Here is a 23,959-nt window from a genome sequence, read left to right as displayed (position 1 = left end):
CGCCTGCGTGCTCACGCAGGCGGTTTTGTTTTCTGTCCATCGGCAGAAAAAGCCGCAGCCAGATCAGGATGTTCTGCTTATGACGATGTCGGCCCGCCTCACTTTGATCTTCTTCGCAGCGCTGCTCAGCGCCTGCGCCAGTCGCACACCGCCTCCTGCGCCGGTGGTTCGCGCACCGGTCGTGTTCGGCCCCTCCCAAGCTTTTTCGCCTGCTGCTGAAGACGTGCTGTTTCGCGCGCTCGGTCTGGTCGGCACGCCCTATCGTTGGGGCGGCAACACGCCGGATTCAGGGTTTGATTGCAGCGGGCTGATCGGTTTTGTCTACCGTGATGCGGCGGGCATCTCTTTGCCGCGTTCGACGCGTGAGCTGATCGTCATGCAGGCACCGAATGTCGGCAAAGAAGGCTTGCAGACTGGCGATCTGATCTTCTTCGCCACCAATGGCGGCTCGCAGGTCAGTCATGCGGGGATTTACGTCGGGGAAGGGCGCTTCGTGCATGCGCCGGCCACGGGCGGCACGGTGAAGCTGGACAGCCTGTCGAAGGCGTACTGGCAGAAAGCTTATCTGAGTGCCAAGCGGGTGTTGCAGCCGGAGCATCTGGCGCATAACCCGTAATTCAAGCAGCCCACAATCCCATGTAGGAGTGAGCCTGCTCGCGATAGCGGTCGTTCAGTCAATGATGATGTCGACTGATACGAAGTTATCGCGAGCAGGCTCACTCCTACAGTTGTTTGTGCATGGCGAAAATTATTTGCTGGCCGACACTCGCCACACCTTGTTGCCGACATCATCCGCCACCAGCAAGCCACCCTGCTGATCGATCACCACGCCCACCGGGCGACCGAGTGCATTCTCGTCCTTGTCGAGGAAACCGGTCAGCACATCCACCGGTTTGCCACTCGGCTTGCCACCGGTAAACGGCACGAAAATCACTTTGTAGCCACTGTGCGGTTTACGGTTCCATGAACCATGCTGGCCGATGAACGCGCCTTCCTTGAACTGCGCCGGCAGCGTGTTGCCCTCGGCGAAGCTCAGACCCAGTGAGGCGGTGTGCGGTCCGACTGCGTAATCCGGGGCGATGGCTTTGGCCACCAGGTCCGGATTTTGCGGCGACACACGCACATCGACGTGCTGGCCGTAGTAGCTGAACGGCCAGCCATAAAAACCACCGTCCTTCACGGAAGTGATGTAGTCCGGCACCAGATCACTGCCGATCTCGTCGCGTTCGTTGACCGCTGTCCACAGCGCGCCACTGACAGGCTCCCAGGCCAGGCCATTGGGGTTGCGGATGCCCGAGGCAAAGATGCGGTGATTGCCGGTCGCCCGATCGACTTCCCAGATCGCCGCGCGGCCTTCTTCTTTATCCAGACCATTTTCGCCGACATTACTGTTCGAGCCGACCGTGACGTACAGTTTGCTGCCGTCCTTGCTGGCGATGACGTTTTTGGTCCAGTGGTGATTCAGCGTGCCGCCGGGCAGATCGACGACCTTGATCGGCTGCGATTTGATCTCGGTCGCGCCGGGTTCGTAGTTGAAACGCAGCAGGCGATCGGTATCGGCGACGTACAGGTCATTGCCAACCAGGGTCATGCCGAACGGCGAGTTGAGGTTTTGCAGAAACACCGTGCGGGTCTCGGCGACGCCATCGTGATCGGCGTCACGCAGCAGGGTGATGCGGTTTGGGCTTGGCACGCCAGCGCCAGCCTTGCCCATGACCTTCTTCATCACCCAGCCGCGAATCCCGCTGCTGTCATCCGGTTTTGGTGGGGCATTGGTTTCCGCTACCAACACATCGCCATTGGGCAGCACATAGAGCCAGCGCGGATGATCGAGGCCTTCGGCGAATGCCGCGACCTGGGTGCCAGCCGCCGCTGTCGGTTTGCCGCCGTCGGGCCAGCCGATCGCCGGGGCGATATTCACCGTCGGGATCAGGGTCTTGTTCGGTTCGGGCAGCTTCGGTGACGGGCCGGTGCCGTCGGAGACTTGCAGGCTGGAGGTTTCACCGCAGGCGGCGAGTCCTCCGGCGAAGGCGATGACAAAAACGAGCTGGGGCTTGCGCATTGCTGATCTTCCCTATGAATGCATTCCTAATCATAGAGGAGGGCGCAAGCCCGATGGTTCAACTGCTCAACCGCGCGCTTCCTTGAACAGCACGGCGATGCCCGGGTGATAATTGCCGGCTTCGCTGCGTAACTTGCGGTAGGCGTAGGGGAAATACCAGGCGACCGCGCAAGTGTGTTCCTTTTGCAGGTCGTCGACCATGTCCTGCAGCTCTTCGGGGCTGGCGCTGTGCTGGGCTTTTTGCGGCGCGACAAACAGGCAGCCGAGCTTGAGGTCGCTGGCGTAGCTGATGCGTTTGGCGTCGTTGGTGATGTCCAGCAGGGCTTGGGTCAGATTGAGGTTGGTAACCTTTGGCCAGCGCTGGGTGGCCTGGATAAAGGCGCGGTCTTCGGCGCCGGCCAGAAACAGATCAGCGCGGGCATTGCGCTCGCCTTCTTCATTCTGCTTGCGCGTGGCAGTGTCGTTCAAAGTCACCAGCTCGGCCATCCAGGCCGCCGCCGAGAGCAATCCGAGATTGGCTTTCTCGTCATGCCAGTAAGGGGTGTCGCCGTCGCCGCGCACGGCGTTGTAACGGTCGATACAGTCAAACCAGCGTTCAAGCACCGGGCGCAGGAATTCCAGGCGCGGGTTGCTGATGATCATGCCTTGCATCGTCATCATCCTTTATTGTTGTAGTGGGCTTTTCGGGAAAAGCATGGCTCTTTGATATCATTTGTATCAGTGTGGCACAAGATTGGCGTCAGATAATTGATCGGCGGCAGTTATTCGCCCGATGACCGCCTCTTTAATTGACGCTCCACCCCCAACCCTCTAACCTTCGCGGCTTGTTTCAGGTGCTCTGTGACCTGCGTCGACAGAGTGAAACAGGGAAGCCGGTGAGGGTTGTCTTCGCACGAAGAACCACCACGATCCCGGCGCTGCCCCCGCAACGGTAAATGAGTGAAAACTGCGCCTTGAGCCACTGCCTCGAAAGAAGCGGGAAGGCGCGCAGTCAGGCGAAACGCCGCTCATGAGCCCGGAGACCGGCCTGATCCATCCAGCGGCATCACGGTGGGCGATGCCAGGCTTTTTGCCGTCTATTCTTGTGCCTGCCCGCCGTTATCCAGCCTCAACGGAGAGCTCCCCCCATGACCGATTCCCCCGAGCGCGACGAACGCCATCTGGCGCGTATGCAGCGCAAAAAAGCCGTGATCGACGAACGCATCGCCAACTCGCCTGACGAGTGCGGGCTGGTGCTGGTGCTGACCGGCAATGGCAAAGGCAAAAGCAGCTCGGCGTTCGGCATGCTCGCCCGCGCCATGGGCCACGGCATGCAGTGCGGCGTGGTGCAGTTCATCAAGGGCCGCAACAGCACCGGCGAAGAGTTGTTTTTCCGCCGCTTCCCTGAGCAAGTGCGCTTTCATGTGATGGGCGAGGGCTTCACCTGGGAAACCCAGGATCGTCAGCGCGACATCGCCGCCGCCGAAGCCGCGTGGGCCGTGTCCCGCGAACTGCTGCGCGATCCGTCGATCGGTCTGGTGGTGCTCGACGAACTCAACATCGCCCTCAAACATGGTTACCTCGATCTCGATCAGGTGCTCAGCGATTTGCAGGCGCGTCCGCCGATGCAGCATGTGATCGTCACCGGTCGCGCGGCCAAGCCGGAAATGATCGAAATGGGCGACACTGTGACTGAAATGGGCATGCTCAAACACGCCTTCCAGGCTGGCATCAAAGCGCAGAAAGGCGTCGAACTTTGAATCAGCCACGTCACTGCCCGGCGGTGCTCATCGCCGCGCCGGCTTCCGGTCAGGGCAAGACCACCGTCACCGCCGCACTGGCCCGTTTGCATCGCAATCAGGGGCGCAAGGTGCGCGTGTTCAAATGCGGCCCGGACTTTCTCGATCCGATGATTCTCGAACGCGCCAGCGGTGCGCCGGTGTATCAACTGGACATGTGGATGGTCGGCGAGCAGGAAAGTCGTCGTCTGTTGTGGGAAGCCGCCAATGAGGCGGATCTGATTCTGATCGAAGGCGTGATGGGCCTGTTCGATGGCACGCCGTCCAGCGCCGATCTGGCGCGGCACTTCGGCGTGCCGGTGCTTGGCGTGATTGATGGGACGGCCATGGCGCAGACATTTGGTGCGCTGGCGCTGGGCCTGGCGAAGTATCAGCCGGATCTGCCGTTTGCCGGTGTCCTGGCTAATCGTGTCGGCACTTTGCGCCATGCGCAATTGCTCGAAGGCAGCCTCACGGAAGGTTTGCGTTGGTATGGCGCGTTGTCCCGTGAGACCGGTATCGAACTGCCGAGTCGTCATCTCGGCCTGGTGCAGGCCAGCGAACTGAATGACCTCGATGTGCGTCTCGATGCCGCCGCCGATGCATTGGCCAGCAGTTGCGAGGTAGCGCTGCCACCGGCCGTGGAATTCGCCGCGCCTGATGTGATCGCTGTAGAGCCGCTGCTGAAGAATGTGCGAGTCGCCGTTGCCCGTGATGAGGCGTTTGCCTTCACCTATGGCGCGAGTCTCGATCTGCTGCGGGCGATGGGCGCCGAGTTGAGTTTCTTCTCGCCGATCCGCGACACGCAATTGCCTGAGGCGGACAGCCTGTATTTGCCCGGTGGGTATCCGGAATTGCACCACGTTGCGTTGTCGCAGAACACCGCGATGCTGGAGGCGATTCGTGCGCATCACGCAGCGGGCAAACCGTTGCTCGCCGAATGTGGCGGGATGCTGTATTTGCTGGATTCTTTGACTGACGTTGAAGGCACTCGCGCTGAGTTGGTTGGGCTGCTGAAGGGCGACGCGGTGATGCAAAAACGTCTGGCTGCACTGGCGCTGCAAGCAGTGGATTTGCCGGAAGGATCGTTGCGTGGGCACACTTATCATCATTCGTTGACGACGACTGAGCTGACGCCGATTGCGCGTGGCTTGAGTCCGAATGGCGGTCGCGGCGCCGAGGCGGTTTATCGGGACGGGCGGATGACGGCCTCTTATGTGCACTTCTACTTCCCGTCGAGTCCCGCGGCTATCGCAGCATTGTTTGCACCCGACCTCCATGCCGCCATCGCTGGCAAGCCAGCTCCCACAGTGGGCGGTGAGCTTCCTGAAGAAATGCAATCCCCTGTGGGAGCTGGCTTGCCAGCGAAAGGGCCATGACAGACAACGCATTCTCCGAAGCCGACCGCCAAGCCGTCTATAAAGCCATCGCCGAACGTCGCGACATGCGCCACTTCACCGGCGGCACCGTCGAGCCGGAATTGCTGCGCCGACTACTGGAAGCCGCTCACCAGGCCCCAAGCGTCGGCCTCATGCAGCCGTGGCGCTTCATCCGCATCAGCGATAGAACCTTGCGCGGCCAGATCCAGAACCTCGTGGAAGAAGAACGCATCCGCACCGCAGAAGCCCTCGGCGAGCGCAGTGACGAGTTCATGAAACTCAAGGTCGAAGGCATCCATGACTGCGCCGAAGTGCTGGTCGCCGCGCTGATGGACGATCGCGAAAAACACATCTTCGGTCGCCGCACGCTGCCGGAAATGGACATGGCCTCGCTGTCCTGCGCGATTCAGAATCTGTGGCTGGCCTCGCGCGTCGAAGGTCTGGGCATGGGCTGGGTTTCGCTGTTCGAGCCGCAGGCACTGGCGGATTTGCTGAAATTGCCCGCAGGCGCCAAACCTCTCGCCGTTTTGTGTCTGGGCCCGGTCAAGGAATTCTATCCGGCGCCGATGCTGGTACTCGAAGGGTGGGCGCAGGCGCGGCCGCTCAATGAGTTGCTGTATGAAAATTATTGGGGAGTGAGTCAATGAGTGTGGCGTTGTTGAGTGTCGCCGCGGTCGCGCTGGATGCGCTGCTCGGTGAACCGAAACGCTGGCATCCGCTGGTGGCGTTCGGCAATTTCGCCGGGCGCATCGAGCAACGTTTCAACGCCGGTGGTCGTGGCTGGCGCAGTCATGGCGTCACAGCGTGGGTGATCGCGGTGCTGCCGCTGACCTTGCTCGCCACCGCATTGTCCTGGGCGCCGTACGTGGGCTGGGTCGTCGAGATTCTTGCATTGTATTGCGCCCTCGGCATGCGCAGCCTCGGCGAGCATGTCGCGCCGGTGGCCGCTGCTTTGCGCGCAGATGATCTGGACGAGGCGCGCAAACGCGTGGGCTATCTGGTCAGCCGCCAGACCGATGAACTCGACAGCACCGCCGTCGCCCGCGCCGCCACCGAGTCGGTGTTGGAAAACGGCAGCGATGCGGTGTTTGCCGCGCTGTTCTGGTTTGTCGTGGCGGGTGCGCCGGGCGTGGTCCTCTATCGCTTGAGCAACACGCTCGATGCGATGTGGGGTTATCGCAACGAACGCTTTGAGCGTTTCGGTTGGGCAGCGGCAAAAATCGACGACGTGTTGAACTACATTCCTGCGCGTCTGGTGGCGTTGACCTACGCGCTGCTGGGTAAAACCCGACTCGCGTTGAAGTGCTGGCGCACACAGGCGCCGAAGTGGGACAGCCCCAACGCCGGTCCCGTGATGGCTGCCGGGGCCGGTGCCTTGGGCGTGGAGCTGGGCGGCGCGGCGATCTATCACGGCGAACTTCACGACCGTCCGCAACTCGGCGAAGGGCAACCGGCCGATGCCGATTCCATCGACCGTGGCTGGCAATTGGTCCAGCGCGGGGTATGGTTATGGCTGCTGATTCTCTGCGTGGGGGCTGAATTCTATGCTTGAGCACGGTGGCCGGCTGCGCAAGGCGGCACTCGATTACGGCATCGCTGAAGCTGACTGGCTCGACCTGTCCAGCGGTCTGGCGCCGTGGCCGTTTCCGATCCCGGAGATCCCGCTGCGCGCCTGGGCACGCTTGCCGGAAACCGATGACGGTCTGGAGCAAGCTGCGTGCGATTACTACGGTGCCGCGCAAGTGCTGCCGGTGGCGGGTTCGCAGATGGCCATCCAGTTGTTGCCGCGTTTGCGTCGTGCCGGCAAGGTCGGTGTGTTGTCGCCGTGTTATGCCGAGCATGCCGAAGCCTGGCGCCGCAGCGGTTACATCGTGCGCGAAGTGCTGGAGCAGGAAGTCGAGTTCTTTCTCGACAGCCTCGACGTGCTGGTGGTGGTCAACCCGAACAACCCGACCGGCCTGAGCCTGACCCCGGCACGATTGCTCGACTGGCACGCGCGGCTTGCCCGGCGTGGCGGCTGGCTGGTGGTCGATGAAGCCTTCATGGACAACACGCCGCAGTTGAGTCTGGCACCGCATGCCCATCAAGTCGGGCTGATTGTGTTGCGTTCGTTCGGCAAGTTTTTCGGTCTGGCCGGGGTGCGTCTGGGCTTTGTGCTGGCCGAGCGCAAGTTGCTCAAGCTGCTCGCCGAACAGGTCGGGCCTTGGGCGGTGAGCGGGCCGACGCGGGTGCTTGGCCAAGCGTGTCTGCAAGACACCGAAGGGCACACACGCCAACGGATTCGCAGCGATGAAGCCAGTGAACGACTGGCAGCGCTGCTTGAACGCTACGGCTTCAAGCCGCAGGGCGGTTGCGCGCTGTTCCAGTGGCTGATCACCGAACACGCTGAGGCGTTGCACGCGTTCATGGCCCGTCGCGGCATCCTCCTGCGCATCTTTACTCACAACAGCAGTTTGCGTTTTGGCCTGCCTGCCGACGCGGCTGAAGAGGCGCGTCTGGAACACGCTTTAATCGCTTTCGCCAAGGATCACGCATGACCACCCTGATGGTGCAGGGCACCACTTCCGACGCCGGTAAAAGCACACTGGTGACGGCGCTGTGCCGCTGGGCGACCCGCCAGGGCGTGGCGGTCGTACCGTTCAAGCCACAGAACATGGCGCTCAACAGTGCTGTGACCGCCGACGGCGGTGAGATCGGTCGCGCGCAAGCGGTGCAGGCGCAAGCGGCATTCCTCGATCCGCACACCGACATGAACCCGGTACTGCTCAAACCGAACAGCGACACCGGCGCGCAAGTGATCATCCACGGTCGCGCGGTGACGTCGATGAACGCCGTGGCGTATCACGACTACAAAGCCATCGCGATGAAAGCGGTGCTCGCGTCCCACGAGCGGCTCAGCGCTGCGTATCCGCTGGTGATGGTCGAAGGCGCGGGTTCGCCGGCGGAGATCAATCTGCGCGCCGGTGACATCGCCAACATGGGCTTTGCCGAGGCGGTGGATTGCCCGGTGCTGCTGATTGCCGACATCAATCGCGGCGGGGTTTTCGCGCATCTGGTCGGCACCCTGGAATTGCTCTCGCCGAGCGAACAGGCGCGGGTCAAGGGCTTCATCATCAACCGTTTTCGCGGTGACATCGCCTTGCTGCAACCGGGTCTCGACTGGCTCGAGCAACGCACCGGCAAACCGGTGGTGGGCGTGTTGCCTTATGTGATGGATCTGCACCTTGAGGCCGAGGACGGCATTGATCAACGCCAGACCGACAAGGCCGAACAAGTGCTGAAAGTGGTGGTGCCGGTGCTGCCGCGCATCAGCAATCACACTGACTTCGATCCACTGCGTCTGCATCCCCAGGTCGATCTGCAATTTGTCGGGCCAGGGCAGGCGATTCCGGCGGCTGACCTGATCATTCTGCCGGGCTCGAAAAGCGTGCGCAGCGATCTGGCCTACCTGCGCGCCAGTGGCTGGGATGCGGCGATCTCTCGGCACTTGCGTTACGGCGGCAAGGTGCTGGGGATTTGCGGCGGTCTGCAGATGCTTGGCGAGCAGGTGCATGACCCACTCGGCCTCGAAGGCGCGCCGGGCACGAGTGCCGGTTTGGGCTTGTTGGCGTTCGAAACCACGCTTGAGGCCGAGAAGCAGTTGCGCAATGTGCGCGGTCGATTGGTGCTGGAAGATGCCGATGTCAGCGGCTATGAAATTCATGCCGGCGTGACCAGCGGACCGGCGTTGGAAAACGCTGCGGTGCATCTGGATGACGGCCGTTGCGACGGTGCGCAGAGTGCTGACGGGCAAGTGTTCGGCACCTACTTGCATGGCTTGTTCGAATCGCCGACGGCGAGTGCGGCGTTGCTGCGCTGGGCCGGGTTGAGCGATGTGCAGGCGGTGGATTATCACGGCTTGCGCGAGCGCGATATCGAGCGGCTGGCGGATCTGGTGGAGAAGCATCTGGATACGGATCTATTGCGACAGCTCTGTGGGATTTGAGGTGAATTTAATGGCCTCATCGCGAGCAGGCGAAGGCCTACAGGGTTATGTGTTTTACACAAAACTCTGGGTTGCTCGAGATCCCTTTTAGGAGTGAGCCTGCTCGCGATAGCGCCTATGGCTTCAACACATAATTTTCAGGATGTCCCCCATGCTCCAACTGATCCTCGGCGGCGCCCGCTCCGGCAAAAGTCGTCTGGCCGAAAAACTCGCCAGCGACAGCCATCTATCGGTCACCTACATCGCTACCAGCCAACCTCTTGATGGCGAGATGAGCGACCGCGTCGCCCATCACCGCGCGCGCCGACCTGCCGAGTGGGCGCTCATCGAAGAGCCGCTGGAACTGGCCCGCGTCCTGCGCGAATCCGCCAGCGCCGAGCGTTGCCTGCTGGTCGATTGCCTGACCCTGTGGCTGACCAATCTGCTGATGCTCGATGACGCCGAACGCCTCACCGCCGAGCGCCAAGCCTTGCTCGACTGCCTGGCGTCCTTGCCGGGTGAAATCATTTTTGTCAGCAACGAGACCGGAATGGGTGTCGTGCCGCTGGGCGAATTGACTCGCCGTTACGTCGATGAAGCCGGTTGGCTGCATCAAGCTCTGGCCGAGCGCTGTCAGCGTGTTGTCCTGACCGTCGCCGGCCTGCCCCTGACTCTGAAAGGACCTGCGTTATGACTCAATCCTGGTGGCTGAACCCGTGCAAACCAGTCGACATCAATGTCGTTGAACAAGCGGCGGCGCGGCAGCAGCAACTGACCAAACCGGCCGGTTCGCTCGGTCGACTGGAATCGGTAGCGGTGCAACTGGCCGGTCTGCAAGGCCAGGTCAAACCGACGCTGGCGCAGGTGTGGATCGCGATTTTTGCCGGTGATCACGGCGTGGTGGCTGAAGGTGTTTCGGCGTTCCCGCAAGAAGTCACCGGGCAGATGCTGCTCAACTTTGTCAGCGGTGGCGCGGCGATCAGCGTGCTGGCGCGTCAGCTCGGCGCGCAGCTGGAAGTGGTCGATCTGGGCACGGTGAATCCAGCGCTGAACCTGCCGGGTGTGCGCCATTTGAACATCGGCGCGGGCACGGCGAACTTCGTGCAGGGCGCGGCGATGACTCAGGCCCAGGGCGAGCAGGCATTGCAGGCGGGTCGCGACAGTCTGCTGCGCGCAAAAGTGGCGGGCGCGCAGTTGTTCATTGGTGGCGAAATGGGCATTGGCAACACCACGGCAGCGAGTGCCTTGGCCTGTGCCTTGCTCGATTGCCCGGTGGCGCATCTGACCGGTCCCGGCACCGGACTGAATGCCGAAGGTGTCAGCCACAAGGCGCAAGTGATCGAGCGGGCGCTGGCATTGCACGCCGCACAGCGTAGCGATGCGTTGCAGACCCTGTTCAATCTGGGTGGTTTTGAAATCGCCGCGCTGGTCGGTGCCTATCTGGCCGCGGCTCAAGAAGGTGTTGCGGTGCTGGTCGACGGCTTTATCTGCACGGTCGCGGCGCTGGTCGCGGTGCGCTTGAATCCGGCCTGCCGCGAGTGGTTGCTGTTCGGCCATCGCGGTGCCGAGCCGGGCCATCGCCATGTGCTGGAAACCCTACAGGCCGAGCCGTTGCTGGAACTCGGCCTGCGTCTGGGCGAGGGCAGTGGCGCGGCGCTGGCGGTGCCCTTGTTGCGTCTGGCCTGTGATCTGCATGGGCAGATGGCGACGTTCGCTGAAGCGGCGGTGGCGGATCGTCCGGCATGACATTAAATCTGGATCTGCTGCGCCATGGTGAGACTGAACTGGGCGGTGGCCTGCGTGGCAGTCTCGATGATGCACTGACCGAAAAGGGCTGGGCGCAGATGCGTGCGGCGGTGGTCGAGGGCGGGCCGTGGCAGCGGATTGTCAGTTCGCCGTTGCAGCGTTGCGCTCGCTTTGCCGCCGAACTGGGTGAGCAGTTGGATCTGCCAGTGCAATTGGACAAGGATCTGCAAGAGCTGCATTTCGGCGCATGGGAAGGGCGGAGTGCAGCGGCGTTGATGGAGACGGATGCCGAGGCCTTGGGGCTGTTCTGGGCTGATCCGTATTCCTTTACGCCGCCGCAGGGTGAGCCGGTCAGCGAGTTTTCCTCGCGAGTATTGGCAGCGGTTGCGCGCCTGCACACTGCATACGCCGGTGAGCGGATTTTGCTGATCAGTCATGGCGGCGTGATGCGTCTGCTGTTGGCGCAAGCGCGAGGGCTGCCACGCGAACAACTGCTCAATGTTGAAGTCGCTCACGGCGCGTTGTTTGCACTGAAGGTTGAACCCGGTGGTTCGCTCAAGGAGGTTCACTGACATGTTGCCGCTGTGGATCGCCCTGCAATTTCTCAGTAGCCTGCCGATTCGTTTGCCGGGGATGCCTGAGCCGGAACAGCTTGGGCGATCGCTGCTGTTTTATCCGCTGGTGGGGCTGTTGTTCGGGCTGATCCTGTGGGCGCTGAATCTTGCCTTGAGCGGCGCGCCGTTGCTGCTGCATGCGGCGTTGCTGCTGACGGCGTGGGTGGTGCTCAGCGGCGCACTTCACCTGGATGGTCTGGCCGACAGCGCCGATGCCTGGCTCGGCGGTTTTGGTGATCGCGAGCGTACGCTGACGATCATGAAAGACCCGCGTAGCGGGCCGATTGCGGTGGTCACGCTGGTGTTGGTGTTGTTGCTCAAGTTTGCTGCGCTGCTGGCGCTGATCGAACAGCAGCAAGGTCTGGCACTGATCATCGTGCCGTTGCTCGGGCGTGCGGCGTTGCTCGGGTTGTTTCTGACCACGCCCTATGTGCGTGCGGGCGGATTGGGACAGGCGTTGGCGGATCATCTGCCGCGCAAGGCCGGTTGGTGGGTGCTGGGCTTGAGTGCTCTGGGCTGCGTGTTTATCGCCGGGTTTGGCGCTGTTGTTGCGTTGGTGATTTCGGTCGTTGTGTTTGTCTGGCTGCGGCAGGTGATGATGCGGCGGTTGGGCGGGACCACAGGCGATACGGCGGGGGCGTTGCTGGAATTGCTGGAGATGGTGGTGCTGGTGGGATTGGTTTTGGTCTAAGAGATTATTGCTGGATGGGCTGGACCCATCGCGAGCAGGCTCACTCCTACAATTTGAAATTCATTCCCCTGTAGGAGTGAGCCTGCTCGCGATAGCGGTGTGTCAGGCGCCACAAATGTTATGGGTAAACTCATCTGTAACTTGATTTAACACAGTCGCGGGTATATACACGCATCATGCTTCCTTCTCAGTGTTTGTGCACCAACCTGCGTCGCGCCGCTCGTGGCGTCAGCAGGCATTACGACGGCGCTCTCGACGGCTTCGGGATCAACGTTGCCCAGTATTCTTTGCTGTGCAACCTGCAGCGTCTGGATCAACCGAGCATCTCGGAACTCGCCGAGGCGATGGGTCTGGACCGCAGCACCCTCGGGCGCAATCTGCGGGTGCTGGAAGGCGAGGGGCTGGTGGCGCTGGCCGAAGGCGAGGACATGCGCAATCGCATCGTCAAGCTCACAGAGACCGGTGTGCAACGCCTGGCAGCGGCACTGCCGGCCTGGGAAGCGGCGCAACAACGATTGATCGACCGGCTCGGCGCCGAGAAGCGCGAAACCTTGCTCAGATTGCTGGATGAACTGGCCTGAGGCCGGTTTTTTCCAAACTCAAGCGGGTATATACCCGCAAGCGGAGAACAAAAATGACATCGATGTGGCGTACGTGCGGTTGGGTGTTGGTCGGGAGTGCGCTGATCCTGGCGTTGTCATTGGGCGTGCGGCATGGTTTCGGCTTGTTCCTGTCACCGATGAGTGCGCAGTTCGGTTGGGGGCGTGAAGTGTTCGCCTTTGCCATTGCCTTGCAGAATCTGATCTGGGGCCTGGCACAACCGTTTACCGGCGCACTGGCTGACCGTTTCGGCGCGGCAAAAGTGGTGCTGGTCGGTGGGATCCTCTACGCGGCGGGCCTGGTGTGCATGGGCCTGTCTGATTCGGCGGTAACGCTGTCACTGAGTGCCGGTCTGCTGATCGGTATCGGTCTTTCGGGCACTTCGTTTTCGGTCATTCTTGGTGTCGTGGGTCGTGCTGTGCCGCCAGAGAAACGCAGCATGGGCATGGGTATCGCCAGCGCCGCCGGTTCTTTCGGCCAGTTCGCCATGTTGCCGGGCACGCTGGGCCTGATCGGCTGGCTCGGCTGGTCGGCCGCGCTGCTGGTGCTGGGCCTGCTGGTAGCGCTGATCGTGCCGCTGGTGAGCATGCTCAAGGACAAGCCGCTGCCGGTGCTTGGCCATGAGCAAACCTTGTCCGAGGCCCTGCGCGAAGCCTGTTCGCATTCGGGTTTCTGGTTGTTGGCGTTCGGCTTTTTTGTCTGCGGTTTTCAGGTGGTGTTCATCGGTGTGCACTTGCCTGCGTATCTGGTCGATCAGCATCTGCCCGCCAGTGTCGGCACCACGGTGCTGGCGCTGATCGGGCTGTTCAATATTTTCGGCACTTACACTGCCGGCTGGCTGGGCGGGCGCATGTCCAAACCCCGTCTGCTGACAGCGTTGTACCTGTTGCGCGCGGTGGTGATTGTGCTGTTTCTGTGGCTGCCGGTGACGACCCTGTCGGCGTACCTGTTTGGCATGGCCATGGGCTTCTTGTGGCTGTCGACGGTGCCGTTGACCAACGGTACGGTGGCGACCTTGTTTGGCGTGCGCAATCTGTCCATGCTCGGTGGCATTGTGTTCCTGTTTCATCAGCTCGGCTCATTCCTGGGCGGCTGGCTGGGCGGGGTGGTGTATGACCGAACCGGGAGTTATGACTTGATCTGGCAAGTGGCGATTCTCTTGAGTCTGCTGGCGGCTGCGCTGAACTGGCCGGTGCGCGAACGACCGGTCGCGCGTCTGCAAACCGCAGCGAGTGGCGCATGAGCCGATTCTGGCCACGATTGGCCATCACCGCACTCGGCGCTGCATTGCTGGCGCTGGTGTGGTGGGGCTGGCATCAGGGTGGCCTGGCGCTGATGCAGTTGGGCATGAGCATTTGCTAGAAACAGGCATGACGAGTAACGTCAAACTCTGACGACTGCTCAAGGATGCTCGACATGCTGATGCGCTGGTGTGCTGTTCCCGCGTTGCTGATGGCGTTGACTGGTCTGGCCCAGGCCGCCGACTGTCCCGAATTGCTGCAAGGCTCGCTGCCCAAACTGCGAGCCAAGGAATCCATCGATCTGTGCAAGCAGTACGCCGACAAACCGTTGGTGGTGGTCAACACCGCAAGCTTCTGCGGTTTCGCGCCGCAGTTCGAAGGCCTTGAGGCGCTGCATAAGCGCTACGAAGGGCAAGGGCTGGAAATGCTCGGCGTGCCCTCCAACGACTTCAAGCAGGAATCGAAGGATAGCGCCGAGACCGCCAAGGTCTGCTATGCCAACTATGGCGTGACGTTCGCGATGACCGAGCCGCAGAAGGTTCGTGGCGATGACGCTACGCATCTGTTCCAGGTGCTGGCGGCACAGAGCAGCGCACCGAAGTGGAATTTCTACAAATATGTGGTTGATCGCCAGGGCAAGGTGATCGCCAATTTCTCCAGCCTGACCAAACCCGATGATCCGGAGTTTATCGCCGCGATCGAAAAGGCGATTGCCTCGAAACCCTTGAAGCCCTGATCTGTAGGAGCTGCGGCACGCTGCGATCTTTGATTTCACGCTGCGATCTTTGATTTTAAAAAAACAGATCAAAAGATCGCAGCCTCGTTGCACTCGACAGCTCCTACAGGTCGCACAAATTTCAGGCATAAAAAAGCCCCGCCTCTGCAAAGAGAGCGGGGCTTTTTGTGGGCGAGGGATTAGCCTCGCCGCGCAGCATCAGAAGCGGTAGGTCGCGCCGACACCGAAACCGTTTGCCGAGTTTTCATACTTCGAGTTGTAGCTCTGGCCACGATCGTTCTGGTTGCGGATGTTGACCGACTCTTCCTTCAGGTACGAGTAGGCCACGTCGATGGTCAGATCTTCGGTCGGGCTCCAGCCGGCACCGATGCTGAAGATCGTCCGGTCGCCGGTAGGAATGCGTGGCGAGCGGTCGACGTTGTTGGTCGGCGACTGGTCGAAAGTCAGACCGGTACGCAGTACCCATTCCTTGTTCAGCTGGTACGAAGTACCCACGGCGTAAGCCCAGGAGTCGTGCCAGTTCTGGTCTTCGGTGATCTCGCCGAACTGACCGGCCAGCAGCGGCTGCACACCGGAGTTCTTGACGGTGATTTTCTCCAGCTGGCTCCAGCGGGTCCAGGTAGTACCGGCATAAACGTTCCAGCGATCGTTGATCGCCTGGGTTACCGAGAGGTCGACCGATTCAGGGGTAGTGATCTTCAGCGAAGCGTCGTACTTCTGGTTGGCGCCCACACCGACCAGGGCCAGTGCGCCGTAGTTGACCTTGGTGTCGCCTTCGAGCTTGTAGTCGACTTTCGAGTGGTACGTCAGACCGACGCGAGTGCTGTCGGTGGCTTGTACCAGCAGGCCGACGTTGTAGCCCAGTGCGGTGTCGTCACCCTTGATCTTGACCTTGCCGTCCGGCAGGGCTTGAGTGATCGACAGGTTGGACTCCAGCGAGCCGTCAATGCGGTTGATGGTTGGACCGAAACCGATCGATACCTTATCGTTGAAGGCGTAGCTGACGGTTGGCTGGAAGGTGATCACTTGTACTTCGGACTTGCTGCCGAAGTAACGGCCGGCAAAGCCTTTTTCGTAGTCGGTAATCAGGCCGAATGGCACGTACACGCCAAGGCCGAATGCCCAATGATCATCGATCGGTTTGACGTAGAAGCCCATAGGTACTGAGGTGAAGGGCACCATGTCGCCTTTGTTGCTGCCGCCGTTAGGGCTGGAGCTGGCATCGCTGATATCGGTTTTTGCATCGAGGAATGCAACGCCGCCAGTGACTTGTTCGCGCTTGAGGCGCGACATGCCGGCAGGGTTGCCATAAACAGTGCTTGCGTCGTCGGCAGAAGAAGATCGCCCAGCGTAACCAGTGCCCATCCCGCTGATGCTGTGTTCGTTGATGGCAAAGCCAGCTGCGAAGATCTGGGTGGATGCCATGGTAACGGCGAGGCTAAGGGTGGTTTTGAGCATGACTTTTTTCATTATTAGAACTCCTGGTGATCACCGGGGCGAAAATTACCAACATTTTCGCCCCAGCGCTATAGTCCGTATGCCTTGAGTTAGAGCGGTTTTGTAGGACAATCCGACCAGATTCGCGACCTGTTGGCAGATCTTCTGAAACCCGGCGGTCAGCAAGCGACCTGATTCACCGTTGAAACACAGGTGTGCCAGGCATAAGTGAAGTCGCGCAGACGACCTTGGGGTTGAAAGGTCTGGCGCCAGATACGCGCCATCCCCAGCAAATCGTTGGAATCGGGGAGAGTGGGGTTTTGTTCTTCTACCAGCAGCCAGGCAATCGCTGTGGCGTAACGCAGATTGACCGTAAGTTCCAGGTGTGGACCGCTGAGGAAAGCGTGTTGACTGGCGAGGCCGCGCACCAGGCTCGCGCGTTCCGGGTCGAGCGCCAGATAATCATCCCAGAGGGCCTGATGGCGATGCTCGGCGATGCGGTAGAGGCCGTGCCCACGGCGGTCATGCAGGGCGGAACCCAAGGCTGACTGGCTGGCGGCGATGCCCAGCAGCAGAGATTCGGCAGTCGCGCTGTGACGTCCCAGGTAGATCAGCGTAGGACGGATCACGTAGCGGCACAGTTCGCTGGCAGCGATACCCATAAAACCCTCGGTTCTTGTTATTAATGGCGAGTCCTGAAGGGGGCTTGGCAGCTGTGGATCGGTTCAGGCTCGCCGCAAGCGGATCACGCCGCTTGAGTTGAAGTGTAGTGTCATATTCGCGACGTAAAGGCCTGTTTTTAAAATATTTCCCGCTGCGGGGAATATTCGTTATATCCGATGGTGCTTAGCCGCTGAGGGGTAAAAGCGAAACATCGGGCAATAAAAAGCCCCGCATTTTGTGCGGGGCTTTTGCTTTTGCAGCCTTTTCGGCTTTCAGGCAACCAGTGCCTGACGGGTACGATCGATCACGGCCTGCAGCGGTTCAGCGCTGGAGTACTGATCGGGGTACAGACGCTCGCTGTGGCGGGCGATACCGTGTTCGTTGACCAGTGTGAAGCTGAAGCAGCCTTTGCGAGCGGCCATGATCAGGCAGTTCATTGGTGCAAAAGCGTTGGTTAGGGTGCGAATGGCATCCTGAGTATGGATTTGAGTAGACATAGTTATTAGGTGTTCCTACAAATGACACGGATAAGAACCGTGCAACGTTAAAACGTTCCAGTAACGTCGACCACCATTGGTCAAACGAAGAACCCGACTGGAACAAAGCAGCCAGTTTGAAGCGCTGATAAGTTGGCGCGCTTGGGCTGGCAGGTAGGTACTTAGGAGGGCAGGCATCACAACGAGGGCAAAGGTTCTGGGCCCGGGGTGAAGATCCTGATCAATTTGCAGGTTGGTTCGGTCAGAGTAAGTGTTCTTCGCAACACCCTTCGCATCATTCGAAGGCAGTGTCGTCGCAAGATTTACCTGGAAACCATCGAGGGGTCGTTCCCGCTTTTTCGGTAGGGCTTCTTGGTAGAAGGCTGACCGTGGGGATGTGTTCGACCGGAATTGACTTTCAGCTTGGTACTAACGCCGCGGATACTAACGGATCGAAACGGGTAAAGCAAACTTCGTGTAGAAAAACATCGCAGCCACAGCTTGAGGCTGCTTGGCGTGTTTGCTCAAATGCCCGGAATTGGCGCATTGATTGACCGTCGGTCGGTGAAGATATTTTCATCGAGGCGCGCGCCAGACTGGTTTATCCCCCCACCGATCGCCAAAACGACCCGAAAAAGCGCAGCGATATAACCAGGTAACAGGTACTTGTGCACATTAGTTGCGCAGGCTGTAACGGCGCTGTCATACCAATCCTGACCCCGATGGCTGCCTGCAACGAAAGTTTAAGTCAATGAAAAACATCGCTTTTTTTTGTTGGTGAAAAAATCGTCAGTTTGACTGCGAGCCCCATTCCATAAGGCTTTGCGAGGGTTGGAGGGCGGTTGTCCACTGAGTTATCCACAGCTTCTGTGGATTGTCCCGAGCGCTTGCTCTAGGACGGGCGTGCCGGGTTGTTTTTCGACTTTACCTGTAAGAAAAAGAGAGTAGAGTGGCGCGCCTTCCGATTCGTCCCACAGTGCTTTATGAAGTTTCGCTCAGTATCAGACTCTGTTACCTCACAGCCTTCTCCTGTTACCCCGCCCAAGCGATTTTCCGTTCGCGTTGCCGAATGGCTGCTCGACAGCCCGCGCCTGAGCGACAGTCACAATGCAAAACACCTCGCTGGCCGCCTGCTCAAACAACCGGCGCGTGATGGCGTGGTGGTTGCGCAAAGCCGTCTCGGCCAATTGATGTGCCGCGAATGCGGTAACGCACGGGACCGTCGCATCGGTCAGGATCTGTTGCGCCAAGCTGCTCGCGCCGGCGACCGTCGTGCGCAGCAGGAACTCGGTCTGCTCGAAGACTGAGCTGTCCAAGACCTGACACCTTGGTTAACCTTCAGGCTTTATAAGATCGGCGGGAGTGGCTATGGCTATGGACTTGACCAGCGTATTGCTGGGGCTTGCAGCAGCGGGATTGCCACTGCTGGCGCTGGCCTGGCAACTGCAACGCCGGGCGAGCAATGGGCAGGCCGAGGTGGCTCTGCTCGAAGAACGTCTGGCCATGGCGCAACTGGCACAGGACGGGCTCAACGCGCAGCTCGACGCCAGTCGCGATGAGATCGCCGATCTCGGTCAGGCCAATGCCGCCAAGCAAGCTGAGCTGGCGGCTCTGCGCCGGGAAGTCGAACTGCTGCAGATCGAACGCGACGACGCTCGCGATGCCTCCCACGCCTGGAACCTCGAACGTGCGAACAAGGAAGCAGAACTGCGCCGCCTCGATGCACAGGCCGCCTCACTGAACGCCGAACTGCGCGAACAGCAGGAAAGTCATCAGCAACGCCTCAGCGACCTGCAAGGTTCGCGCGATGAACTGCGGGCGCAGTTTGCCGAACTGGCCGGGAAGATCTTCGATGAGCGCGAGCAGCGTTTTGCCGAGACCAGTCAGCAACGGCTCGGACAGTTGCTCGATCCGCTCAAGGAGCGCATTCAATCCTTCGAAAAACGTGTGGAAGAAAGCTATCAGGCCGAGGCCCGCGAGCGCTTCTCGCTGGCCAAGGAACTGGAGCGATTGCAGGCGCTCAATCTGCGTCTGAGCGACGAAGCCACCAACCTGACCCGTGCCCTCAAAGGCCAGAAAACCCAAGGCAACTGGGGCGAGCTGATTCTTGAGCGTGTGCTCGAACACGCCGGTCTGGAGAAGGGCCGCGAGTACCAGACTCAGGTCAATCTCAAAGGCCCGGACGGCGAGCGCTTCCAGCCTGACGTGATCATTTACCTGCCGGGCGACAAGCAAGTGGTGGTGGACTCCAAGGTGAGTCTTACCGCGTATCAGCAATACGTGGCTGCCGACGACGACACCCTCGGGCAGATCGCGATCAAGCAGCACGTCCTGTCGTTGCGCAATCACGTCAAAGGCCTGGCCGGCAAGGATTACAAACGTCTGGAAGGCCTGCACAGCCTCGACTTCGTTTTACTGTTCGTGCCGATAGAAGCTGCGTTTTCGGCGGCGTTGCAGGCTGAGCCATCACTGTTTCAGGAAGCCTTCGACCGCAACATTGTCATCGTCAGTCCGACCACGTTGCTGGCAACGTTGCGCGTGATCGACAGTCTGTGGAAGCAGGAGCGCCAAAGTCAGAACGCTCGGGAAATCGCCGAGCGCGCCGGGTGGCTGTACGACAAGTTCGTGCTGTTTATTCAGGATCTCGATGAGGTCGGCAATCGACTGCAACAGCTGGATAAAGCCTACAGTTCAGCGCGCAACAAGCTGACTGAGGGGCGCGGCAATCTGGTCAGTCGCAGTGAACAGCTCAAGTTGCTCGGTGCACGGGCGAGCAAGAGCTTGCCGGCGGATTTGCTGGAGCGGGCGATGACCGATGTCGATGGTCTCGTCGAACTCCCTGAATAAAGATCAAAAGATCGCAGCCTCCGGCAGCTACTCCGGCAGCTCCTACATTGGTACGGCGTACATCCTGTAGGAGCTGCCGAAGGCTGCGATCTTTTTGCTTCTATAGCGGCAAATACCGACTCAACAACGCCCGCAACGCCGCCGGCTTCACCGGTTTCGGCAGATAATCCAGGCCCGCCGCGTGCACCTGCGCGATCATCTCCGGTCGCCCGTCAGCACTGATCACCACCCCCGGCACCGGTTCGCCCAGGCGTGTGCGCAACCACGCCATCAACTCGGTACCGGTATCCCCGTGATCGAGGTGATAGTCGACCAACGCCAGTTGCGGTCGCACGCCGTCACTCAGCAGCGCCGCACATTCCTCACGATTGCGCGCCGTCCACACCTGACAGCCCCAGCGGCTCAGCAGGCTGTTCATGCCGATCAGAATGCTGTCTTCATTGTCGATGCACAGTACCTGCGCGCCGCTCAGCAACTTGCCATTCAATTCAGCGACGGCGCTGACCGGCACGGCTTGGGAGCGGGCCAGCGGCACGCGGACACTGAACACACTGCCGCGCCCCGGCCACGAGCGCACACGCAAGGTGTGGCCGAGTACACGGCACAAGCCATCGGCAATTGCCAAACCCAGCCCGAGGCCTTTTTCAGCGCGGGTCTGATGACTGTCGAGGCGTTTGAATTCCTCGAAAATCACCTGCTGTTTATCTTCCGGAATCCCCGGCCCGCGATCCCACACTTCCAGGCACAGTTCGCCGCCGCGTCGACGCACCCCGAGCAGCACCGGGCCCTTGGCATAGCGGAAAGCGTTGGTGAGGAAATTCTGCAGAATCCTGCGCAGCAATTTGATGTCGCTGTCGATGCGCAGATGACTGCCGCGCACACGGAAGGTCAGACCTTGTTCCTGTGCCAGTGCCTTGAATTCGGCACCGAGAGTGTCGAACAGCTCATTGACGGCGAACGGCTTGCGATCCGGGTTGATCTTGCCGTTTTCCAGTCGGGAAATATCCAGTAGATCGCTGATCAGATCCTCGGCCGAGCGCAGCGAACTGTCGAGGTGCTGCACCAGTTTCTGTGCCTCGCCGCTCAAGCCGTCGTCCTGATGGGAGAGGGCGGCGGAGAACAGCCGGGCGGCGTTCAGCGGTTGCATCAGGTCGTGGCTGACCGCGGCGAGGAAGCGGGTTTTCGACTGGTTGGCGGCTTCAGCGGTGCCCTTGGCTTCGGTCAGCGCGACGTTGAGTTGCGACAGTTCCTGGGTACGTTCGCTGACCCGTTGCTCCAATCCTTCATTGGCTTCGGTCAGCGCCTGTTCGGCTTCGCGGAATGCGGTGATGTCAGTGAAACTCATGACGAAGCCGCCGCCCGGCATCGGGTTGCCGATCAACTCGATCACCCGGCCGTTGGGGAACAGCCGCTCAGACGTATGCGCGCGGCCCTGGCGCATCCAGTGCAAACGACGAGCAACGTGGACTTCCGCTTCACCGGGGCCGCACAAACCGCGCTCGGCGTTGTAGCGAATAATGTCGGCAATCGGTCGGCCGACACTGATCAAGCCGTCCGGGTAGTTGAACAGCTCCAGATAACGCCGGTTCCACGCCACCAGTTTCAGCGACTGATCGACGACGCTGATGCCCTGGGTAATGTTCTCGATTGCACCCTGCAACAGGGCGCGGTTGAACTGTAGGACCTCCGAAGCTTCATCGGCGATTCGGACTACATCCTCCAGTTGCATTTCCCGACCTTCGATGGCGGCTTTTACCACCGCGCGGGTCGAGGACGCGCCAAGCACACCGGCCAGCAAACGCTCGGTATGGGCGATCCACTCGCCGTCGGCATTTTGGTTCGGGTTGAAGCCTTTGCCTTGACGGTAAGCGAAACGAATAAAGCTCTGCCGCGCACGTTCCTCACCGACGAAACGCGCGGCCAATTGCAGCAAATCGTCAATCTGCACCGCCAGCATCGAGCGTGCACTCGGCCGTGCGCTGATTTCCTGACCGATGAAACGCCCGGCCTGCCAGTGCTCCGACACCCGTGTACGCGACAGCACCGAGACCCAGGCGAACAAGGTGAAGTTACCGGCCAGTGACAGCACGACGCCTTGGGTCAGCGGGGTAATCGGCAGGTTCAGCGGATTGCTGTGCAGCCAAGCCAGCCCCGGAAAACTGCTCAGTGACCAACCGAGACTGTGCGCGGCAATCGGCAGGATCAACGTGTAGAACCACAGGAAAGTACCGGCGGCCAGGCCTGCGAAAACACCACGGCGGTTGGCCTGTTTCCAGTACAGCGCGCCGAGCATCGCGGGTGCCAGTTGGGTCACCGCAGCAAAGGCAATCTGGCCGATGGTCGCCAGGCTCGCGGTCGAACCGAGCAAGCGATAGCTGACGTACGCCAGCAGCAGAATCACTACGATGCTCACGCGGCGTACCGAGAGCATCCACTGGCGGAATACTTCGAACGGGCGCTCGGCGTTATTTCTGCGCAGCAACCACGGCAATAGCATGTCGTTGGAGACCATGGTCGACAGCGCCACACTGGCGACAATCACCATGCCGGTCGCAGCTGACGCGCCGCCGATAAACGCCAGCATCGCCAGCGCCGGGTGCGCCTGAGCCAGTGGCAGGCTGATCACGAAGGAGTCGGGCAAGACGTCACTTGGCAGCATCATCTGACCGGCTAAAGCGATCGGGACTACAAACAAAGCAGCCAATGCGAGGTACGCTGGAAACACCCATTTGGCCAGGCGCAGATCCTGCGGATCAATGTTCTCCACCACCGTCACATGGAACTGCCGGGGCAGGCAGATGATTGCCATCATCGCCACGCCGGTTTGCACCACCATCGATGGCCAGTTGATGGTTTCTTTCCAGTATTCCTCGAGGCGTGGGGCGAGCATGGCTTGGTTGAACAGGTCTTCGAAACCGTCATACAGGCCATAAGTGACGAAGGCGCCGACGGCGAGAAACGCGAACAGTTTGACCAGCGATTCGAAGGCAATCGCCAGCACCATGCCACGGTGGTGTTCGGTGGCATCGAGGTTGCGCGTGCCGAACACGATGGTGAACAGCGCCAGCACCAGCGACACGATCAGCGCGGTGTCCTGGGCGCGGGTGCCCATGGCGTCGGCACCGGCGCCGATCAGCAGGTTCACGCCGAGGACAATGCCCTTGAGTTGCAGGGCGATATAAGGAAGGACGCCGACCAGGCAGATCAGCGCAACGACCACCGCCAGCGATTGCGATTTGCCGTAACGCGCGGCGATAAAGTCAGCGATGGAGGTGATGTTCTCCTGTTTGCTGATCATCACCATTTTTTGCAGGACCCACGGCGCACCCACCAACAGCAGGATCGGTCCGAGGTAAATCGGCAGGAATGACCACAGTTGTTCCGCCGCCTGACCGACTGCGCCGAAGAACGTCCAACTGGTGCAGTAAACCGCCAGCGACAGGCTGTACACCCAGGCACGCATGCGCGGCGGCAACGGCGCGCTGCGGCGGTCGCCGTAGAAGGCGATGGCGAACATGATGGCCATATAGGCCAGGGCGACGGCGGCGATCAGCCCGGTGGACAGCGACATGCAACACTCCCGACAAATGACTCCCCGGCACTCCTGCCCGGGCGGACAGTCTCGCATGCGCGGGGCGGTTAGTCAGTGTCGACCAAGGTCGTGGCGTGGCGGGGTGTCGCAGGTTTGAATGGAGGCGTTGTGCGTTGACATTGCCAGGCATCGAACCCTGTAGGAGCTGTCGAGT

Annotated in this window: 23 protein-coding genes and 1 riboswitch; of the genes, 17 read left to right on the top strand and 6 right to left on the bottom strand. The window is 60.6% G+C overall.

The genetic code is table 11. The annotated features are described in order from the left end of the window. Positions 1-79: 79 nt before the first annotated feature. Positions 80-616, top strand: coding sequence for a C40 family peptidase (locus tag PMI23_RS12950; protein WP_007919825.1), 537 nt, complete (start codon positions 80-82; stop codon positions 614-616). A gap of 132 nt (positions 617-748) precedes the next feature. On the opposite strand, the gene PMI23_RS12945 is transcribed toward PMI23_RS12950, so the two are convergent. Continuing rightward, positions 749-2,062: a PQQ-dependent sugar dehydrogenase gene (locus PMI23_RS12945; RefSeq protein WP_007919824.1), complete on the bottom strand. Its 1,314-nt coding sequence runs from the start codon at positions 2,060-2,062 to the stop codon at positions 749-751. A gap of 66 nt (positions 2,063-2,128) precedes the next feature. Beyond that, positions 2,129-2,713, bottom strand: coding sequence for a hypothetical protein (locus PMI23_RS12940; protein ID WP_007919823.1), 585 nt, complete (start codon positions 2,711-2,713; stop codon positions 2,129-2,131). 163 nt (positions 2,714-2,876) lie between these two features. Then, positions 2,877-3,107, top strand: a riboswitch (cobalamin riboswitch). 82 nt (positions 3,108-3,189) lie between these two features. On the opposite strand from PMI23_RS12940, the gene cobO reads away from it, so the two are divergent. From cobO to PMI23_RS12875, 14 genes are all read left to right on the top strand, one after another. After that, positions 3,190-3,801 carry a cob(I)yrinic acid a,c-diamide adenosyltransferase gene (gene cobO / locus PMI23_RS12935; protein ID WP_003223053.1) on the top strand — a complete coding sequence of 204 codons (612 nt, stop codon included), beginning with the start codon at positions 3,190-3,192 and terminating at the stop codon, positions 3,799-3,801. Beyond that, positions 3,798-5,198, top strand: a complete 1,401-nt coding sequence (locus tag PMI23_RS12930; protein WP_007919819.1) for a cobyrinate a,c-diamide synthase — start codon at positions 3,798-3,800, stop codon at positions 5,196-5,198. Before cobO ends, PMI23_RS12930 begins: the two co-directional genes overlap by 4 nt. Next, positions 5,195-5,845, top strand: a complete 651-nt coding sequence (bluB, locus tag PMI23_RS12925) for a 5,6-dimethylbenzimidazole synthase (protein WP_007919816.1) — start codon at positions 5,195-5,197, stop codon at positions 5,843-5,845. Before PMI23_RS12930 ends, bluB begins: the two co-directional genes overlap by 4 nt. Continuing rightward, entirely contained in the window at positions 5,842-6,750 is a 909-nt protein-coding gene (gene cbiB, locus PMI23_RS12920; RefSeq protein WP_007919815.1) for an adenosylcobinamide-phosphate synthase CbiB, read from the top strand. The genes bluB and cbiB overlap by 4 nt, the downstream gene beginning before the upstream one ends. Continuing rightward, positions 6,743-7,735 carry a threonine-phosphate decarboxylase CobD gene (gene cobD / locus PMI23_RS12915; RefSeq protein WP_007919813.1) on the top strand — a complete coding sequence of 331 codons (993 nt, stop codon included), beginning with the start codon at positions 6,743-6,745 and terminating at the stop codon, positions 7,733-7,735. The genes cbiB and cobD overlap by 8 nt, the downstream gene beginning before the upstream one ends. Beyond that, positions 7,732-9,183 (top strand): cobyric acid synthase, encoded by a 1,452-nt coding sequence (locus tag PMI23_RS12910; protein ID WP_007919804.1) that lies wholly within the window; start codon positions 7,732-7,734, stop codon positions 9,181-9,183. The genes cobD and PMI23_RS12910 overlap by 4 nt, the downstream gene beginning before the upstream one ends. 151 nt (positions 9,184-9,334) lie before the next feature. Beyond that, a complete protein-coding gene (cobU, locus tag PMI23_RS12905) occupies positions 9,335-9,856 on the top strand; it encodes a bifunctional adenosylcobinamide kinase/adenosylcobinamide-phosphate guanylyltransferase (protein ID WP_007919802.1) in 522 nt (173 codons plus the stop codon). Further along, positions 9,853-10,908 carry a nicotinate-nucleotide--dimethylbenzimidazole phosphoribosyltransferase gene (cobT, locus tag PMI23_RS12900; protein WP_007919800.1) on the top strand — a complete coding sequence of 352 codons (1,056 nt, stop codon included), beginning with the start codon at positions 9,853-9,855 and terminating at the stop codon, positions 10,906-10,908. Before cobU ends, cobT begins: the two co-directional genes overlap by 4 nt. Further along, positions 10,905-11,480 carry an alpha-ribazole phosphatase family protein gene (cobC, locus tag PMI23_RS12895; protein ID WP_007919798.1) on the top strand — a complete coding sequence of 192 codons (576 nt, stop codon included), beginning with the start codon at positions 10,905-10,907 and terminating at the stop codon, positions 11,478-11,480. The genes cobT and cobC overlap by 4 nt, the downstream gene beginning before the upstream one ends. Position 11,481: 1 nt before the next feature. Continuing rightward, on the top strand, positions 11,482-12,213 hold the full coding sequence (locus tag PMI23_RS12890) for an adenosylcobinamide-GDP ribazoletransferase (RefSeq protein ID WP_007919796.1): 732 nt from the start codon (positions 11,482-11,484) through the stop codon (positions 12,211-12,213). 176 nt (positions 12,214-12,389) lie between these two features. Further along, positions 12,390-12,794 (top strand): MarR family winged helix-turn-helix transcriptional regulator, encoded by a 405-nt coding sequence (locus PMI23_RS12885; RefSeq protein WP_007919794.1) that lies wholly within the window; start codon positions 12,390-12,392, stop codon positions 12,792-12,794. 53 nt (positions 12,795-12,847) lie between these two features. Continuing rightward, positions 12,848-14,056: an MFS transporter gene (locus tag PMI23_RS12880; protein WP_007919792.1), complete on the top strand. Its 1,209-nt coding sequence runs from the start codon at positions 12,848-12,850 to the stop codon at positions 14,054-14,056. Then, positions 14,053-14,175: a hypothetical protein gene (locus PMI23_RS30165; RefSeq protein WP_007919790.1), complete on the top strand. Its 123-nt coding sequence runs from the start codon at positions 14,053-14,055 to the stop codon at positions 14,173-14,175. The genes PMI23_RS12880 and PMI23_RS30165 overlap by 4 nt, the downstream gene beginning before the upstream one ends. 54 nt (positions 14,176-14,229) lie before the next feature. Next, positions 14,230-14,790 carry a glutathione peroxidase gene (locus PMI23_RS12875; RefSeq protein WP_007919788.1) on the top strand — a complete coding sequence of 187 codons (561 nt, stop codon included), beginning with the start codon at positions 14,230-14,232 and terminating at the stop codon, positions 14,788-14,790. A 198-nt stretch (positions 14,791-14,988) separates the two neighbouring features. On the opposite strand, the gene PMI23_RS12870 is transcribed toward PMI23_RS12875, so the two are convergent. The 3 genes from PMI23_RS12870 to PMI23_RS12860 all read right to left on the bottom strand — a co-directional run bounded on the left by PMI23_RS12870 (position 14,989) and on the right by PMI23_RS12860 (position 17,387). Further along, positions 14,989-16,260, bottom strand: coding sequence for an OmpP1/FadL family transporter (locus tag PMI23_RS12870; protein ID WP_007919786.1), 1,272 nt, complete (start codon positions 16,258-16,260; stop codon positions 14,989-14,991). Positions 16,261-16,406: 146 nt separating this feature from the next. Continuing rightward, positions 16,407-16,889, bottom strand: a complete 483-nt coding sequence (locus PMI23_RS12865) for a hypothetical protein (protein WP_007919783.1) — start codon at positions 16,887-16,889, stop codon at positions 16,407-16,409. Positions 16,890-17,162: 273 nt separating this feature from the next. Continuing rightward, positions 17,163-17,387, bottom strand: coding sequence for a hypothetical protein (locus PMI23_RS12860; protein ID WP_003214941.1), 225 nt, complete (start codon positions 17,385-17,387; stop codon positions 17,163-17,165). Between the two features lie 962 nt (positions 17,388-18,349). On the opposite strand from PMI23_RS12860, the gene PMI23_RS29280 reads away from it, so the two are divergent. After that, positions 18,350-18,673: a hypothetical protein gene (locus tag PMI23_RS29280; protein ID WP_007919780.1), complete on the top strand. Its 324-nt coding sequence runs from the start codon at positions 18,350-18,352 to the stop codon at positions 18,671-18,673. 175 nt (positions 18,674-18,848) lie between these two features. Continuing rightward, complete coding sequence (gene rmuC / locus PMI23_RS12850; protein WP_177321054.1) at positions 18,849-20,213, top strand: DNA recombination protein RmuC; 1,365 nt, start codon at positions 18,849-18,851, stop codon at positions 20,211-20,213. A gap of 100 nt (positions 20,214-20,313) precedes the next feature. Here the strand turns inward: rmuC and PMI23_RS12845 are convergent, their stop codons facing one another. Then, positions 20,314-23,784, bottom strand: coding sequence for a hybrid sensor histidine kinase/response regulator (locus tag PMI23_RS12845; protein WP_007919776.1), 3,471 nt, complete (start codon positions 23,782-23,784; stop codon positions 20,314-20,316). Positions 23,785-23,959 lie beyond the last annotated feature (175 nt).

Source organism: Pseudomonas sp. GM24, assembly GCF_000282235.1.
Taxonomy (GTDB): Bacteria; Pseudomonadota; Gammaproteobacteria; order Pseudomonadales; family Pseudomonadaceae; genus Aquipseudomonas.
The sequence above is the reverse complement of the archived record's forward strand: the minus strand, read 5'-3'. Positions and strand labels throughout refer to the sequence as shown.